19 protein-coding genes, 1 tRNA gene and 1 pseudogene are annotated in these 15,311 nt (G+C 73.5%); 6 read left to right on the top strand and 15 right to left on the bottom strand.

Annotated features, from left to right (window positions below; genetic code table 11):
- Position 1: 1 nt before the first annotated feature.
- From M1L56_RS07300 to M1L56_RS07290, 3 genes are read right to left on the bottom strand one after another with little or no spacing between them, the layout of a single operon-like run.
- Complete coding sequence (locus tag M1L56_RS07300; RefSeq protein WP_248598707.1) at positions 2 to 199, bottom strand: HPP family protein; 198 nt, start codon at positions 197 to 199, stop codon at positions 2 to 4.
- A 45-nt stretch (positions 200 to 244) separates the two neighbouring features.
- Positions 245 to 1,258: a malate dehydrogenase gene (locus M1L56_RS07295; protein WP_248598706.1), complete on the bottom strand. Its 1,014-nt coding sequence runs from the start codon at positions 1,256 to 1,258 to the stop codon at positions 245 to 247.
- A 46-nt stretch (positions 1,259 to 1,304) separates the two neighbouring features.
- Positions 1,305 to 1,799 (bottom strand): DUF427 domain-containing protein, encoded by a 495-nt coding sequence (locus M1L56_RS07290; RefSeq protein ID WP_248598705.1) that lies wholly within the window; start codon positions 1,797 to 1,799, stop codon positions 1,305 to 1,307.
- Positions 1,800 to 1,920: 121 nt separating this feature from the next.
- Here M1L56_RS07290 and pip point away from each other — a divergent pair.
- From pip to M1L56_RS07275, 3 genes and pseudogenes are all read left to right on the top strand, one after another.
- Positions 1,921 to 2,874: pseudogene (gene pip, locus M1L56_RS07285) on the top strand (prolyl aminopeptidase); the annotation flags it as partial.
- Positions 2,875 to 3,201: 327 nt separating this feature from the next.
- The gene (locus M1L56_RS07280) at positions 3,202 to 4,077 is read left to right on the top strand and encodes a neutral zinc metallopeptidase (protein WP_248598704.1); all 876 of its coding nucleotides are present in this window, start codon (positions 3,202 to 3,204) and stop codon (positions 4,075 to 4,077) included.
- Entirely contained in the window at positions 4,077 to 4,838 is a 762-nt protein-coding gene (locus M1L56_RS07275) for an alpha/beta hydrolase (protein ID WP_248598703.1), read from the top strand. Before M1L56_RS07280 ends, M1L56_RS07275 begins: the two co-directional genes overlap by 1 nt.
- A gap of 18 nt (positions 4,839 to 4,856) precedes the next feature.
- On the opposite strand, the gene M1L56_RS07270 is transcribed toward M1L56_RS07275, so the two are convergent.
- Together M1L56_RS07270 and M1L56_RS07265 are read right to left on the bottom strand one after the other, a co-directional pair.
- A complete protein-coding gene (locus tag M1L56_RS07270) occupies positions 4,857 to 5,555 on the bottom strand; it encodes an alpha/beta fold hydrolase (protein WP_248598702.1) in 699 nt (232 codons plus the stop codon).
- A 9-nt stretch (positions 5,556 to 5,564) separates the two neighbouring features.
- On the bottom strand, positions 5,565 to 6,548 hold the full coding sequence (locus M1L56_RS07265) for a DMT family transporter (RefSeq protein WP_248598701.1): 984 nt from the start codon (positions 6,546 to 6,548) through the stop codon (positions 5,565 to 5,567).
- Positions 6,549 to 6,712: 164 nt separating this feature from the next.
- Here M1L56_RS07265 and M1L56_RS07260 point away from each other — a divergent pair, with 164 nt between their 5' ends.
- Positions 6,713 to 7,756, top strand: a complete 1,044-nt coding sequence (locus M1L56_RS07260) for an alcohol dehydrogenase catalytic domain-containing protein (RefSeq protein WP_067944905.1) — start codon at positions 6,713 to 6,715, stop codon at positions 7,754 to 7,756.
- Between the two features lie 4 nt (positions 7,757 to 7,760).
- On the opposite strand, the gene M1L56_RS07255 is transcribed toward M1L56_RS07260, so the two are convergent.
- Positions 7,761 to 8,753, bottom strand: coding sequence for a LacI family DNA-binding transcriptional regulator (locus tag M1L56_RS07255; RefSeq protein ID WP_248598700.1), 993 nt, complete (start codon positions 8,751 to 8,753; stop codon positions 7,761 to 7,763).
- 236 nt (positions 8,754 to 8,989) lie between these two features.
- Between M1L56_RS07255 and M1L56_RS07250 the strand changes: the two genes are divergently transcribed.
- A complete protein-coding gene (locus M1L56_RS07250) occupies positions 8,990 to 9,946 on the top strand; it encodes a helix-turn-helix transcriptional regulator (protein WP_248598699.1) in 957 nt (318 codons plus the stop codon).
- A 10-nt stretch (positions 9,947 to 9,956) separates the two neighbouring features.
- Here M1L56_RS07250 and M1L56_RS07245 read toward each other — a convergent pair whose 3' ends face one another.
- The 6 genes from M1L56_RS07245 to M1L56_RS07220 all read right to left on the bottom strand — a co-directional run bounded on the left by M1L56_RS07245 (position 9,957) and on the right by M1L56_RS07220 (position 13,816).
- Positions 9,957 to 11,063 (bottom strand): ABC transporter ATP-binding protein, encoded by a 1,107-nt coding sequence (locus M1L56_RS07245; protein WP_248598698.1) that lies wholly within the window; start codon positions 11,061 to 11,063, stop codon positions 9,957 to 9,959.
- Positions 11,060 to 11,734: a molybdate ABC transporter permease subunit gene (gene modB, locus M1L56_RS07240; RefSeq protein ID WP_248598697.1), complete on the bottom strand. Its 675-nt coding sequence runs from the start codon at positions 11,732 to 11,734 to the stop codon at positions 11,060 to 11,062. The genes M1L56_RS07245 and modB overlap by 4 nt, the downstream gene beginning before the upstream one ends.
- A gap of 9 nt (positions 11,735 to 11,743) precedes the next feature.
- A complete protein-coding gene (gene modA / locus M1L56_RS07235; protein ID WP_248598696.1) occupies positions 11,744 to 12,547 on the bottom strand; it encodes a molybdate ABC transporter substrate-binding protein in 804 nt (267 codons plus the stop codon).
- Between the two features lie 26 nt (positions 12,548 to 12,573).
- Positions 12,574 to 12,981, bottom strand: coding sequence for a molybdopterin-binding protein (locus M1L56_RS07230; protein ID WP_248598695.1), 408 nt, complete (start codon positions 12,979 to 12,981; stop codon positions 12,574 to 12,576).
- Between the two features lie 67 nt (positions 12,982 to 13,048).
- Positions 13,049 to 13,333, bottom strand: coding sequence for a hypothetical protein (locus M1L56_RS07225; RefSeq protein WP_248598694.1), 285 nt, complete (start codon positions 13,331 to 13,333; stop codon positions 13,049 to 13,051).
- 78 nt (positions 13,334 to 13,411) lie between these two features.
- The gene (locus tag M1L56_RS07220; protein WP_248598693.1) at positions 13,412 to 13,816 is read right to left on the bottom strand and encodes a hypothetical protein; all 405 of its coding nucleotides are present in this window, start codon (positions 13,814 to 13,816) and stop codon (positions 13,412 to 13,414) included.
- Between the two features lie 169 nt (positions 13,817 to 13,985).
- Between M1L56_RS07220 and M1L56_RS07215 the strand changes: the two genes are divergently transcribed.
- Positions 13,986 to 14,306, top strand: a complete 321-nt coding sequence (locus M1L56_RS07215; protein WP_067944885.1) for a hypothetical protein — start codon at positions 13,986 to 13,988, stop codon at positions 14,304 to 14,306.
- Positions 14,307 to 14,318: 12 nt separating this feature from the next.
- Here M1L56_RS07215 and M1L56_RS07210 read toward each other — a convergent pair whose 3' ends face one another.
- From M1L56_RS07210 to M1L56_RS07200, 3 genes are all read right to left on the bottom strand, one after another.
- Entirely contained in the window at positions 14,319 to 14,663 is a 345-nt protein-coding gene (locus M1L56_RS07210) for a hypothetical protein (protein ID WP_248598692.1), read from the bottom strand.
- 107 nt (positions 14,664 to 14,770) lie between these two features.
- Entirely contained in the window at positions 14,771 to 15,046 is a 276-nt protein-coding gene (locus tag M1L56_RS07205; protein WP_248598691.1) for a hypothetical protein, read from the bottom strand.
- 166 nt (positions 15,047 to 15,212) lie between these two features.
- Positions 15,213 to 15,285, bottom strand: a tRNA-Phe gene (locus M1L56_RS07200).
- Between the last annotated feature and the right edge of the window lie 26 nt (positions 15,286 to 15,311).

Below are 15,311 nucleotides of genomic sequence, written 5' to 3'. Positions count from 1 at the left end.
GTCATCGGCGCGGCGGCGTGTCGTCCTCGCCGGGCGGCTTCATGATCGCGCCCGCCGCGAGGCCGACGGCGATCCCGGTGGCGAGCCAGAGCCAGAACCCCGTCCACAGGCTGATGCCGAGCCCGACGAGCAGGCCGACGACGAGGCCGAGGATGAGCTGCCGTCGACGGGCTGGGGACATCGGTTCGCGCGCGGCCATGCGACCAGCGTAGGCGGCGGGCGGCGCCATCCGTTCGCCGTCGGATCAGATCAGCCCGAGCGAGCGGACCGCCTCGCGCTCGTCGACGAGTTCGGCGACCGACGCGTCGATGCGCTCGCGCGCGAACGCGTCGACGGCGAGCCCCTCGACCACGCTCCACGTCCCGTCCTGCGACGTCACCGGGAACGAGGAGATCACGCCCTCGGCCACGCCGTACTCGCCGTGCGACCACAGCGCGGCGCTCGTCCAGCCGCGGTCGCCCGTGCCGAGCACCCAGTCGCGTACGTGATCGATCGTCGCCGACGCGGCCGACGCCACCGACGACGAGCCGCGGACCTCGATGATCTCGGCACCGCGCCGCGCCACGCGCGGGATGAACTGGTCCACGAGCCAGGCGTGCGCGGCCTCCGTGCCGCCCATGCGAGCCGCCAGGAGCGCGGGCACGGGGTCGCCGCCGGCGGTCGCGTGCGCGACATCCGGGAACTGCGTCGCCGAGTGGTTGCCCCAGATGGTCACCCCGCGGATGCCGCCGACCGGGGTGCCGAGCGCCGCCGACAACTGGCCGAGCGCGCGGTTGTGGTCGAGGCGCGTCAGGGCGGTGAAGCGCTCCCGCGGCACGTCGGGGGCGTTCGACGCCGCGATGAGCGCGTTCGTGTTCGCCGGGTTGCCGACCACGGCGACGCGCACGTCGTCGGCGGCGTGGTCGTTGATCGCGCGACCATGCGGCCCGAAGATGCCGCCGTTGGCCTGCAGGAGATCGCCGCGTTCCATGCCGGCCGTGCGGGGCCGGGCGCCCACGAGCAGCGCGACGTTCGCACCGTCGAACGCGACGGCGGCATCGTCGGTCACGTCGACGTGGGCGAGGAGCGGGAACGCCGAGTCCTGCAGTTCGAGCGCCGCGCCCTCGGCCGCTCGGAGCCCCTGCGGGATCTCGAGCAGGCGGAGGCGCACCGGGGTGTCGTCGCCGAGCATCCCGCCCGACGCGATGCGGAACAGCAGCGCGTAGCCGATCTGCCCGCCGGCGCCCGTGATCGTGACCGTGACCGGAGTGCGACTCATGCGCCGAGCCTACGCCGGGCGCCGGGGCGCGGCATCCGCTCGCCCCTCACCAGCCCATGCTGCCGGGCACGCCCTTGAACGGACCGGCGAGGTTCGACGTCACCCATCCCCCGTAGAACGAACCGGGCTGCGGCGTGACGCGCTCGCCGTCGACGGTGCACGCGTCCATCGGCCCGGCGTACACCGCGACCCGGTCGCGGAGCACCTCGAACCCCGGCGAGGGCGAGGGGTACGTCCAGGCGGCCCGCTCGGCCGTCCGGCCGCCGCCGTGGACGCTGAAGTACCGGGCTGCGCCCTTGAACTCGCAGAACGAGGAGCCCGACGCGGGCCGCAGCGCGCCCTCGGCGAACGCCGCGATGGGCAGGTAGTACACCGGCGGGTGGCTGGTCTCGAGGACGCGGACGACATCGCGCGTGTCGACGATGCGCTCGCCGCCGAGGTGGATCGCGACGCGCACGTCGACGGGCTCGACGCGGGGCGGACGCGGATAGTCCCAGACGGACTCCTGTCCGGGGCCTGCGGGCTCGGGAACCGGTCTCATGCGCCACACGGTAGGCGGCGATACTGAAAGGGTGCCAAGTCGGGCCGGCGCGACGCGGGGCGCGGCGCGCCGCCCGGGTGCGGCATCCGCCGATCGATAGCGTGAGCGGCAAGGGGGAAGCATGAGGGACCTGTATCCGGAGATCGAGCCGCTCGAGACGGGCATGCTCGACGTTGGCGACGGCCAGCACATCTACTGGGAGGTGTCGGGCAATCGCGAGGGCAAGCCGGTCGTCTTCCTCCACGGCGGACCGGGCGGCGGCACGACGCCGACCCACCGGCGCCTGTTCGACCCGGCGAAGTACCGCATCGTGCTGTTCGATCAGCGCGGCTGCGGATTCTCGATCCCGCACGCCTCCGAGCCCGGCGCCGACCTGTCGGCGAACACGACCTGGCACCTCATCGCCGACATGGAGCGGCTCCGGGCCCACCTCGGCATCGACCGCTGGCAGGTGTTCGGCGGGTCCTGGGGCAGCGCCCTCGCCCTCGCCTACGCCGAGACCCACCCCGAGCGCGTGACCGAACTCGTGCTGCGCGGCATCTTCACGCTGCGACGCCAGGAGCTCGACTGGTTCTACGAGGGCGGCGCCTCGGCGGTGTTCCCGGACCTCTGGGAGGACTTCCTCGCTCCCGTGCCGCTCGGCGAGCGCGCGCACCTCATCGAGGCGTACGGGCGGCTGCTGGCGCATCCGGACCCGGCGGTGCACCAGCCCGCGGCGATCGCGTGGTCTCGCTGGGAGTCGTCGACCATCACGCTGCTGCCCCAGGCCGAGACCATCGCGCGCTTCACGTCGCCCGAGTACGCGACCGCGTTCGCCCGCATCGAGAACCACTACTTCCGCCACGGCGGGTGGTGGGAGGACGGCCAGCTCATCCGCGACGTCGGGCGCATCCGGCACATCCCCGCCGTGATCGTGCAGGGCCGCTACGACATGTGCACGCCCATGATGACGGCGTGGGACCTCCACCGGGCCTGGCCCGAGGCGGAACTGCACATCATCGACGACGCCGGCCACGCGTTCGACGAGCCGGGCATCCTCGCCGCGCTCATCGGTGCGACCGACCGCTTCGCCGAGACGGGCGGGGCGTTCGGAGCGGTCGACGACGACGACGCCGACCTCGGGACCACCGGCGACGATGACGAGGACGACGACCTCGAGGTCGAGGAGCGGATCGACTTCGATGAGGCGGACCGGGACGACGTCGACGATGAGGACGTCGTCGACGACGACGACGATGACGAGGACGACGACGACGATGACGAGGACGACGTCGACGACGAGATCGACGGTGACGAGGGCGACCAGCGCGAGGACGAGCAGGACGACGACGCCGTCATAGCGGATGCCGAGGACCGAGGGAAGGCGGATGCCGCCCGCAGCGGCGCGGAGTAACGTCATCGCATGACGTTCAATCCGAACTCCGACATCAGCGGGGGCAGGGCCTCCCGGCGCGGACGGAACACCGGCATCGCCGTCGGCGGCGGACTCGGAGCCATCGCGCTGTTCCTCGTCGCGCAGTTCCTCGGGGTCGACCTGTCGGGGCTCGTCGGCGGCGGGCAGGGGCCCGCGCCGTCCGACGCCGCGCTCGAGCAGTGCGAGACCGGCGCCGACGCGAATGAGCGGATCGACTGCCGCATGAAGGGCGCCTCGGCCTCGCTCGAGGAGTACTGGCAGGACGCCGCTCCGACGATCGGGCTGGAGTACACGCCCCCGCAGGACTTCATCCTGTTCGAGCAGGCGGTGGCGACCGGGTGCGGGAACGCGTCCTCAGCCACGGGGCCCTTCTACTGCCCGCCCGACCAGACCATCTACATCGACACGAGCTTCTACGACCAGCTCGAGTCGCGGTTCGGCGCCGAGGGCGGTCCGCTCGCCGAGATGTACGTCGTGGCCCACGAGTGGGGGCACCACATCCAGAACATCGCCGGCGTGCTCGACTCCACGCGCGACGGGCAGACGGGGCCGGCCTCCAACGCGGTGCGCGTCGAGCTGCAGGCGGACTGCTTCGCGGGCGCGTGGGCTGCGGCGGCGTCGAGCACGGAGGACCCGGAGGGCGAGCCGTTCCTGCAGCCGATCTCGCCGGAGGAGTACGAGCAGGCCATCGGCGCCGCGGCCGCGGTCGGCGACGACCGCATCCAGGAGGCCACGCAGGGGCAGGTCGACCCGCACACGTTCTCGCACGGCACGAGCGAGCAGCGCGTGCGCTGGTTCGCGACCGGGTTCGAGCAGGGCGTGGGCGCCTGCAACACGTTCGAGGTGAGCGGAGACCGGCTCTGATGCGCCGCGTCGGTGCCGTGCTCCTCGCGGTCGCCGGTGTCGTGGTCCTCGTCGTGGTCGGCTTCCTCGTGTACGCCAGCCTGGTCTTCGAGGGCGACCGTGAGGCCTCCCTCGACGCGTGGCGCTCGAACGGCGTGGAGATCACGGGCACCGACCGGTCGATCGTGATCGAGCCCACGACCGGCGCGATCGACGCGGGACTGGTCTTCATCCCCGGCGCGAAGGTGCAGCCCTCCGCCTACCTCTACAAGATGGCCGGGATCGTCGAGGCGACGGGCATGACGGTGGTCATCACGGAACCCACGCTGAACCTCGCGTTCTTCGACACGCGGCCGCTCTCGGAGTTCACGGCCGACGCACCGGAGGTCGAGCGGTGGTTCGTCGGCGGCCACTCGCTGGGTGGGGTGCGAGCCTGCCAGCTCGCGGCCGACGGCACGCGCGACGACGCCGACCCGGCGGTCGAGGGCCTCATCCTCTTCGGCAGCTACTGCGTCGACGACCTGTCCGGCTCGGACCTCGAGGTGCTCTCGATCGTGGCCGAGAACGACGGACTGAGCACCCCGGAAGAGGTGGCGTCCCGAGGGGGCAACCTGCCGGATGACACGGTGAGCGTCACGATCGAAGGGGCGAACCACGCCGCGTTCGGCGATTACGGCGCCCAGCCCGGTGACGGCACGGCCACGATCGACCGCCAGACGGCGCGGGCCGAGATCTCCGACGCCGTGGCCGCATTCATCGAAGAGCTCGAGCCGGCGCGCTGATCGCCCGCCCTCGAGCGGTCAGGACGCGAGCGCGTCGGCGAGCACCCGCCCCAGCTCGGCGGGGCGCGTGAACTGCGGCCAGTGGCCCGTGGGCAGGTCGACGTAGGCGACGTCGCGGTGGGCGGCCAGCTCGCCGACGAACGGCACGCCGGCGGCGATCCACTCGTGCACCTGGGAGCTCGGGAACTCGCAGCACACCACCGTCGTCGGGACGTCGTGACGACGCTCGTCGTGCAGCCGGAGCGGATCGCTCGCGGCGGCGGCCGGATGCGGCAGGGCGCGCGAGCGGAACCGGTCGCGCAGCGCGTCGTCGAGATCGACGAGGTCGGCCGCCTCGAACACCGACCAGTCGGGCAGCGGGATCTCGTCGCCCACGACGGGCAGCTCGTCGTTGACGCAGTCGCCGTCGGCGATGGGCGCGGCATCGACGAACACGAGGCGGGCGACCCGATCGGGTCGACGGTCGACGACGCCCTGGGCGACCGCGCCGCCACCGGAGTGGCCGACGATCGCGACGGGACCGTCGATGTCGTCCAGCAGCCCGACCACCGCCGCGATGTGGTCCTCCAGCCCGATCCCCGCTCGCGGTGCGTCGGCGGACTCGAGGCCGGGGAGGGTCACGGCGTGCACGCGGTGGCCGGCGGCCTCGAGCTCGGGTGTCACCTCGTTCCACGAACTCGCGTCGAGCCAGAATCCGGGGATGAGGATGACGTCCATCCTCCGAGGCTAGGCGCGACCTCCGACATCGACGGGCTGCCGCTGCGGCATCCGTCGACCGCTCGCGACCGCGAGCAGCACGATGCCCGACGCGAGCACGAGGAGGCCCGTGATCGCCGTGCCGGGCAGCTGCTCCTGGAGCACCAGCACGCCGAGCAGCGTCGCGGTCAGCGGTTCGGCGAGGGTGAGCGTCGACACCGTCGCGGGCGTGAGGCGGCGCAGCCCCGCGCCGAACAGCAGGTACGCCGCGGTCGTCGTCACGAGCCCGAGCCAGAGGGCCATCGCGAGGCCTTCGGGCGTGGTGATCCACGCGGCATCCGTGGCGAGCAGGACGGGCAGGCTGACCGCGGCGGCGACGCCGAACATCGCGCCCATGCTCGCCGAGGCGGTCCAGCCCCGGTCGAGCAGGTGCTTGCCCGCGAGCGTGTACACGGCGTACGAGGCGCCGGCGCCGACGGATGCCGCGACGCCGAGCGGGTCCACGGCCGAGGGGCCGGTGCCGGTCGCCGCGGCGAGGATCGCGACGCCGGCGGTGGCGAGCGCGGTCGCGACGATCCACGCGCGCCCCGGGAAGCGCCGGCGCAGCACCCAGTCGAGCACGCCCGTGAGGACGGGAGCCGAGCCGAGCGCGACGACCGTGCCCACGGCGACGCCGTTCGCGGCCGTGCCGGCGAAGAACGCCGGCTGGTAGGCGAGCACCCCGAGCGCGCCGAGCACGACGGCGACCCAGGCGCCGAACCGGGCGACGGAGGGGCCGGGTCGGAGGCCGACGGCTCCGCTGCCGCCGGACGTCGGGGCGACGGATGTCCCGGTCGCGTCGTCCCGGCGTCCGGCGACGTGCACGGCGAGGGCGATCGCGGCGAGCGCGCCTCCGCCGATGAAGATGCGCGCCGCCCCGAGCGAGAGCGGGTCGGCGTCGGGGCCGAGCGCCTGCGCGGTGCCCGTCGTGCCGAAGCAGACGGCGGCGGCGAGCACCAGGAGGACGGAGCGCATGGGGGCATTGTTCCACAATGCGTCGACGTGTTGCCGCGCGTGACGGCGATAGGATTCCGGAGGTCGCCTCGCCGCGGCATCCGTCACGTCATCGCCGAGGGGGCGCGCGACCCGGCGCACGGTGCCCGAGGGCGGCGGCCGGCCCAGCACCCCGAGGAGGACCTGTGCGCGCCGTCATGTACCGCGGCTTCGGCGAGGAGCCCGAGCTCGTCGACGTCGATCCGCCCGCGTGCCCGCCCCGCGGCGCCGTCGTCCGCGTCCGCGCGACCGGCCTGTGCCGCAGCGACTGGCACGGCTGGATGGGCCACGACGACACCATCGCGCTGCCCCACGTGCCCGGCCACGAGTTCGCCGGCGAGATCGCCGAACTGGGCGCCGAGATCGACGAGGCGAGCGGATGGCACGTCGGCGACCGCGTCACGGCGCCGTTCATCTGCGCGTGCGGCCGCTGCGACGAGTGCCGTTCGGGCAACGAGCAGGTCTGCGACGACCAGCGCCAGCCCGGGTTCACGCACTGGGGTTCGTTCGCCGAGTACGTCGTGGTCGACGAGGCCGAACTCAACCTCATCCGCCTGCCCGACTCCCTCGGCTTCGTCGAGGCCGCGTCGCTCGGCTGCCGGTTCGCCACCGCCTACCGCGCGATCATCGCGCGCGGCCGGCTGCACCCCGGCGAACAGGTCGCGGTGCACGGATGCGGCGGCGTCGGCCTCTCCGCCATCATGATCGCGGTCGCCGCCGGCGTGCGCGTCTACGGCGTCGACGTCTCCGACGCGGCGCTCGACGCCGCCGCGGCGCTCGGCGCCATCCCGGTCCGGGGCGGCGAGGGCGCCGCCGAGCGCGTCCGCGAGGCCAGCGGCGGCGGCGTGGACCTCTCGGTCGACGCGTTCGGCAGCCCGCAGACGTCCTTCGCCTCGGTGCGCAGCCTGCGCAAGCGCGGGCGACACGTGCAGATCGGCCTCCTGCTCGCCGACGACGCCGCCGCGGCGATGCCGATGGACGCCGTCATCGCCGGCGAACTCGAGATCCTCGGCAGCCACGGGATGGCCGCGCACGAGTACCCCGACATGCTCGGCGCCGTCGCATCGGAGGCGTTCCGCCCGATCGAGCTCGTCGGGCGCACGATCGCGCTCGACGAGGTGCCCGACGCGCTCGCGGCGATGGGACGCGCGGGCGGCTCGGGTTCCGGCATGACCGTCGTCGAGCTCTAGCGGGCTACGCCGACGCGCGCGGCACCAGCTCGACCTCCTGGCGGGGTCGCACGGGCTGCGGCCGACCGTCGAGGGCCGCGGTCACGCACTCCGCGAGGTACGCCGCCTGCAGGTCGAGCGACTGCCACACCGTGGTGAGCGGCGGCGACGCGAGGGCGGCGACGGGGATGTCGTCCACGCCGACCACGGCGAGGCCGTCGGGCACCGCGACCCCCTCGGCGCGCGTGCCCGCGAGCACCGCGAGCGCGACCTCGTCGTTGTAGGCGGCGACGCCGTCGACGCCGGAGGACCGCCATGCCCGCACCGCCTCCGCGCCCGAACGCTCCGACAGGTCGACCTCGACGATGAGCGGCGGCTCCAGCCCGAGTGCGGCGCACGCCTCCCGGACGCCCGCGAGCCGCCCGCCGGCGAACGCGGCGACCCGGGGGTCGGGCGTCGTGGCGTAGCCGATGCGGCGGCAACCGCGCCCCGCGAGCCGCTCGGCCTGCGCGAGGCCGATGCGCCGTTGCGGGTCGTCGGCTGCGGCATCCGTCGTCGCCCCGGGGCCGGATGCCGCGTCGTCGAAGGTGCCCACGACGCCGATGCCCGCCTGGCGCATGGCGCGGACGTCGTCAGGATCGAATGGGGCGAGCCCGACGACCGTGTGGGGCGTCACCGCGCGCAGCAGGTCGGTGAGCGGACGCTCGCCGCGCACGTGGTGCACGAGCACCGACATGCCGCGGCCGGCGAGCTCGTCGGCCAGCCGGTCGATCATCGCCTCGACCGCGGGACCGACCGGCCAGTCCGGCAGCACGCACAGCACCAAGTCGCTGCGGCCGCGTCGGAGCGTGCGCGCCGCTGCCGACGGCGCGTACCCGAGACGCGAGGCCGCGTCGAGGACCCGTCGCCGCGTGGCATCCGACACCGAGACGCCCTGGGTGGCGTTCAGCACGTAGCTCACCGTCGTGCGCGAGACTCCGCTCGCGCGCGCGACGTCGGCGCTGGTCACCTTCGCCACCGGGCCTCCATTCCCTCGTCTGCACCCTAATCGCAGGCGGAAGGCGGAGTGTGCGGCGGGCCGGCGCCGGTGTTCCCCCGAGCCCGGCGCGGACCCGGCCGCAAGCATCACTGTACGCCCGGTCCGGCCCGTTGGCACGTGAACTGGGGGATCCGTACCGATGGCGGATACTCAGGCTCCGGGTCGTATGCTGTCCAGACCCGGCGCCGGACGATGCGCCGGTGATAGGAACCGCCTTGCCCGGACTCGACCGGTCCTCGTTCGCGACCGCCGACCCCGAGGCGGCGCGCGAGGCCTTCGCCCCCCTCGTGCCCCGCTTGCAGTTCGGGCGCGTCGACCCGGACGCCTTCCGCGTTCGCCTGCGGTCCCACTCGACGCCCGGGATCCAGGTCGTCGACTACGCCTTCGAGGCGGCGGCCGCGGTCGAAGCCGGTGCCGACCAGATCCTCGTCGTGTCGCCCACGGGGCAGGGCATCGAACTCCGCCACGGGGCGAAGGCGGTCGACGTGTCCCGCCCGTACATCAATGCCAGCGAGGGGGTCACCGCGCACTGGGAGAGCTTCGCCGCGCGGGCCGTCGTCCTGGACCGCGCGCGGGTCGAGGCGGTCGCCCGGGCGGCGGCCGACGACCACGGCGTCCGGCTGGAGCCGCACGAACTCGCCGCGCGCTCGCCGGCGCTCGGCCGGTATTGGGACCGCGAGGTGGCACGCATCACGCGCGCCATGTCGCTCGCCCCGGAGGCGTTCGACGAGCCACTCGTGATCGAGGCCGTCTTCCATCGACTCGCGGTCACCTACCTCAACGCGTTCCCGCTGGCGTGGGTCGACCCCATCGGCCGTCGCCGGTCCGTCGGCCCGCGGTCCGCGATCGTGCGTGCCGCGCTCGAGTACCTGCACGCGCACGCGGGCGAGCCGATCACGGTGCAGCACGTGGCCGAGGCCGTGCACATCTCGCCGCGAGGACTGCACGCGGCCTTCGTGCACGAGACGGGCCGTTCGCCGTCCGAGCACCTGCGCGCGCTGCGACTCGAGGGCGTCCGCGACGAACTCCGGTTCGCGCCGCCGGTGGACACCATCGCCGTCATCGCCCGTCGCTGGGGCTTCGTGCACCTGCCCCGGTTCGCCGAGGCGTACGAACGGGCGTTCGGCGAGCTGCCCTCGGAGACCCGCGGCCGTCGCCGTCGCGTCGCCTGAGGGCGGGCCGTCACACCGGTTCCGCGATCCTCGCGAGGTGCACGGCGGCGGACGGGATCACCGCGTCCACCGCGGCCCCCGGCAGGAGCGGGAGCCGCCGCGCATCGTGCCGGGTGATCAGGCACTCGAGGTCGAACCCCGCGTCGAGCCGGACGCGCAGGAGCTCGGCGGACTCCTCCACCGCCCGCACTCGCGCCGGCACGACGTTCGTCGCATCGTCCGGACGCCGCGACCCCGGTGCGGCGATGCCGAGGTCGGCCGCGCGCAGGCAGACCGCGACCTCGCGGGGCAGGTCCGTGGCGTCGACCTCCGCGACGAGCCGGACCCCGCCCACGTCCACGGTGCCGGCGGGCCCGCCGCCGAGGCGGGCCGGCGCGATCGTGTCCATGCCGACCGCGGCGGCGACGCGCGTGTCGGCCGGTCGGTCGAACACGACGGCGGGGGAGTCGACCTGGCGGACCCGGCCGTCGATGAGCACCACCAGCCGGTCGCCGAGCGCGATGGCCTCGTCGCGGTCGTGGGTGACCACGACGGCCGGAACACCGGTCGTCCGGACGAGCGCGCGCAGTTCCGTTCGGAGTCGCACGCGGGTCGGCTGGTCGAGGCCGGTGAACGGCTCGTCGAGCAGCAGCAGACGGGGACTCGGGGCGAGCGCGCGCGCGAGCGCGACGCGCTGCGCCTCGCCGCCGGAGAGCTCGCGCACCGACCGTCGCCCGTAGCCCGGCACCGCGCAGGCGGCGAGCACCTCGGCGACGCGACGGTCGCGCTCGGCCCGCGGCATCCGCTGCAGCCCGTAGGCGACGTTGGCCGCCACATCGAGGTGCGGGAAGAGCGCGCGGTCCTGGAAGAGCACGCCCACGCGCCGCAGCCGGGCGGGCACGACCCGGCGGCCACCGTCGTCCCACACGACGTCGTCGGCGCGGATCTCGCCGTCGTCGATCCGGTCCAGCCCCGCAATCGCCCGGATGACCGTCGTCTTGCCGGCGCCCGACGGGCCGAAGAGCACCGTCACGCCCGGCTCGCCGAGCCCGACCTCGAACGCGGCGCGCACGTCGCGCAGGCGCACGTCGACGTGCAGGGCGCCGCCGCCCCGTGGCATCCGCTCGCCGGCCGTCATCGCCGCACCAGCAGCCCGGCGCCGTGGCGCTGGATCGCGTACGTGGCCGTGAGCACGACGAGCGAGAACGCCAGGAGCACGAGGCTCGTGCGCCCCGCGGTCTCGTAGTCGAACGCCTGCACCGCGTCGTACACCGCGACCGAGACGGTGCGGGTCTCGCCCGGGATGTTGCCGCCCACCATGAGCACGACGCCGAACTCGCCCACGGTGTGCGCGAACGTGAGCACCGCTGCGCTCGCGAGGCCCGCGCGCGACAGCGGCAGGACGACCCGGAACAGGGCGTGCAGCCGTCGCCTGCCGAGCACCGCCGACGCCTCGAGCAGACGGCGGTCGACGCCCGCGAACGCGGCGAGCAACGGCTGCACGGCGAAGGGCATGCTGTAGAGCACGGATGCCACGAGGAGCCCGGTGAACGAGAACGCCAGCGTGGTCCCGGTCGTCTCCTGCCACCACCGCCCGAACGGCGAGCCCGTGCCGAGCGCGACGAGCACGTAGTAACCGAGCACGGTCGGCGGCAGGACGAGCGGGAGCGCCACGATCGCCTCGACGACGACCGCCCAGCGGCGCCGCGTGAAGGCCAGCCACGCGGCGAGCGGCACGGCGATGACGAGCAGGATCGCGGTGGTCGCGAGGGCGAGCCGGATGCTGACGCCGATGGCCTCCCAGTCCATGCGGACCCCTCAGCCCTTGTCCGTCGCGTCGGGCAGCGAGAACCCGTACCGGGCGAGGATGTCCGCACCGTCGGGGCTCAGGATCGCGTCGCGGACGAGCGCGGCGGCCTCGGGGTCGCGGGCCGATCCGAGGACGACCCCGCCCTGGTCCAGTCTCGGATACGCATCGAGGGGGACCTCCGCCCAGGCGCCGACCCCGCGGAGCGGATCGGATCGGACGAGCGAGAGCGCGACGATGCCGGCATCGGTGTTCCCGGACTGCACGAACTCCGCCGCCTGCGCGACGTTCTCGCCGTAGACGAGCTTGCCCTCGACCTCGTCGAGGACGCCGGCGCTCCGGAGCGCCTCGACGGCGGCGACGCCGTACGGCGCGTGGGCCGGGTTCGCGATCGCCACGCGTCGCACCTCGTCGGAGGCGAGGGCGGGCAGGCCGTCTGCCGGATCGAGGCCGCCCTCGTCGCCGGCCCAGAGCACGAGGCGCCCGACCGCGTACGGGAAGAGGTCCTCCTCGTCGGCGAGTCCCTCCTCGACGAGCTGCCGTGGGTAGGTGAGGTCGGCCGAGAGGAAGACGTCGAACGGCGCCCCGTTGGAGATCTGCGACAGGAACGTGCCTGAGGAACCGTAGGTCGTCGTGATCCGCAGCGCGGGATGCCGCTCCTGGAGCAGCGCCACCACCTCCTCAAGCGCGAACTTGAGGTCGGCGGCTGCGGCGATGCGGACCTCGGCCGTCGTCGCACCGGCGCCGGTGCGGTCCGGCGCGGGGCCGCCGGCGCACCCCGCCAGCGCGAGACCGACGGCGAAGGCGGCCGCCATCGCGCGAGCCCGGGCACCACGCACGGTCACTCCGCCTCGCCGACCGGCGAGCGTTCGACGACCACGTTCGTCGCCTTCACGACCGCCGACGCCGGGACTCCCGGCTCGAGGCCCAGCTCGTCGGCGGCCTCGCGCGTCATCATGGACACCACCCGGAAGGGGCCCGCCTGGATCTCCACCACGGCCACGAGGCCCTCGCGCTGCACCTCGGTGACGATGCCGTCGAGGCGATTCCGCGCCGAGCTCACCGCGGGACCGTCGTCCGGGGTCCGACGACGAGCGACCACGAACCGGGCCACGTCGGCGCCGTCGACGACGAGGCGACCGCCGGGGCCGCGGTCGGCGGGTAGGCGGCCCTGGTCGACCCAGCGCCGCACGGTGTCGTCGCTCACCCCGATCAGGCGGGCGACGTCGGGGATCCGAAGTCGCTGCATGACAGCGGAGTCTACGCCGCATCCACGGCGGATATGCCGGTATCGGGCCGCAGGTGCGACCCGACGCTCAGTCGGCCGACGGTTCCATGACGGGGCGGGCCGTGGTCGGGATCGTCAGCACGCCGGCCGCCGGGGCGGTGGGCGCGGGCTGGTCGTGCTTCGGCACGAACCGCTGCCACACCGTGCGCGGCAGTCGCTCGCGCTGCCCGTCGACGTCGAGCAGCCAGTCGACGTCATCCGGACCCAGGTACCGGCCCGCTCGGACCTCGCTCACCCACCCCGTATCGGAGGCAACCCAGCGGATCAGGTGGATCCGCTTGCCGGGCAGGGGGTGGTTCACGTCGGACTCCATACCTCGTTCGTACCGGGGCGGCGGAGATGCGGCGACCCCCTTGCGCTTCTGGCGACGACGGTTCGGGTGACCGGCGCGTCAGGAACGCGCGTCGTGCTCGTCCGACTCCCGCGTCGTCGGCGGCGGCGGCGGCGGCACGGCGCCGAGGCCGTCCACGACGGCTCGGGTCGCCGCCGGGACCACCCGCGTGTGCCGGTGGAGGTCGGCGGCCTCGATCGAGATGCCCGACACCGAGTTCGCCGCGACCATGAGGCGGTCGAGCCAGAGCCGGTCGAGGTCGGGCGGGCGGGGCAGGTCGTACGACGCGAGCACGCCGGCGGACGGATGGACCCACACCTGCTGGGCGTGCTCCCCGGTCCCGGTCCACTCGAGCAGGACCGGCTCGTTTCGACGCAACTTCGCCACGAGCACCGCGTGCAGGTGCGCGGTCAGGTCGTCGTCGAGCTCGATGGTGGCGAGCCCCGCGATCGTCAGGCAACCCATGTCAGTACTCACCGCCCCCCAGCTGGCCTAGGGCCATTGTGCGTTCGCGGTTTCCACCCGACAAGGGCTTGACGAACGGGCTCAGGTGCGAGTCGGCAACCGCCTTGCGCCGACGGCGCGACGACGTCAAGCCCGTGTGCAATCGCCGCCGCAGGAGTAAGCAGGAACCATGGACCGGCTCTACTACTCAGGGGACTCCGTGCTGACGGGGTCGGCGATCGCCAGGGCGCTGCTCGACTACGCCGGTGCACTCGCCGACGTCCGGGCGTCGGCCACCGTGCGGATCCCCACGCGCCGGCCGGACGGGTCGCTCGGGCACTCCACGGTCCTCATCGGACCGGCGAGCGAACTCATCTCGGATGAGGAGCCGGGCGAGCACGACGAACTGGTCGACGAGGAACTGGTCGCGTACATGGCCGCGGAGACCCGGAAACTCCGCAACATCGCGGTCGTCGGCGACGTCGACGAGGAGGAGTACGACGACTACTGAGCTCGCCCGCGCTCAGCTCGCGTTCTGGGGTTGTGCCGATTCGTCGGCCTCCTCGATGCCGAGGGGAACGTCTTCGGCCTGGATGATGAGGCCGCCACCCTTGGAGGCGAGGTCGGCGAGGCGCTCGGCCCAGGCCATGTTGAGCTCCACCGGCACTGCGGCGTCGTACTGGCAGTGGATGGGCACGCCGTTGTCGACCCAGACCGCGTGCCGGCCGAATCCGCTGGACTCGTCCGCGCGCCAGCTCATGAAGAAGTTCTCACCGCGGCGGAGCTTCACCCCGATGATGAGCTGGAGATGCGCCAGCAGGCGGTCCTCCATCTCGAACGACGAGTCGCCGTAGTGCAGTCTGCCCATGTGGTCCTCCCGCGTGCCTGACCTCACGGTAACGCCACCCGTCCGCCTCCGGTAAGACCCGCGGCGGGCTTGATCGACGCGGTTCCGGTCTGCTATTCGATTCGGCGTCAGGTGAGGTCGAACGGGTCGAACCAGGAGGGCTCGACCGGGTCCGCCGCGAGATCCGAACCGCGGAGGGCGTCCTCCGACGCGCGCACCTCGATGGCCAGGCTCATCCCCGGCGACACGAGGACGCTCAGCGTGCGGCCCGGCGCGTCGACGAGTTCGACGAAGCCGCCGCCGGCGCGGACCTGATCGGTGATCCGCGTCATGATCCCCGCGACGTCCTGGTCGGCCGGCAGGACGTACTCCCGCCCGTCGACGATGATCCTGATCACACGCATGGCGTCCCTTCGACTCCGTCGGACGCCAGTCTCCGACGCCGCAGCGGCATCCGAGAACACCCTTGACGTTGCACCCGTCCGACTGCAAGCCTGCGCACCACCCGCGCGGTGCACCCGGCGCCGGATACGCGAAAACCCCCGGCGGCCCGGGGGTTTCCTGACGATGTGGCTCCGACCGGCATCGATCCGGTGACCTTTCGATTTTCAGTCGAACGCTCTACCAACTGAGCTACAGAGCCTCGCGGCATCCGCCCGACGGATCGGG

The organism is Agromyces sp. C10 (assembly GCF_023217995.1).
Lineage (GTDB): Bacteria > Actinomycetota > Actinomycetes > Actinomycetales > Microbacteriaceae > Agromyces > Agromyces indicus.
The sequence above is the reverse complement of the archived record's forward strand: the minus strand, read 5'-3'. Positions and strand labels throughout refer to the sequence as shown.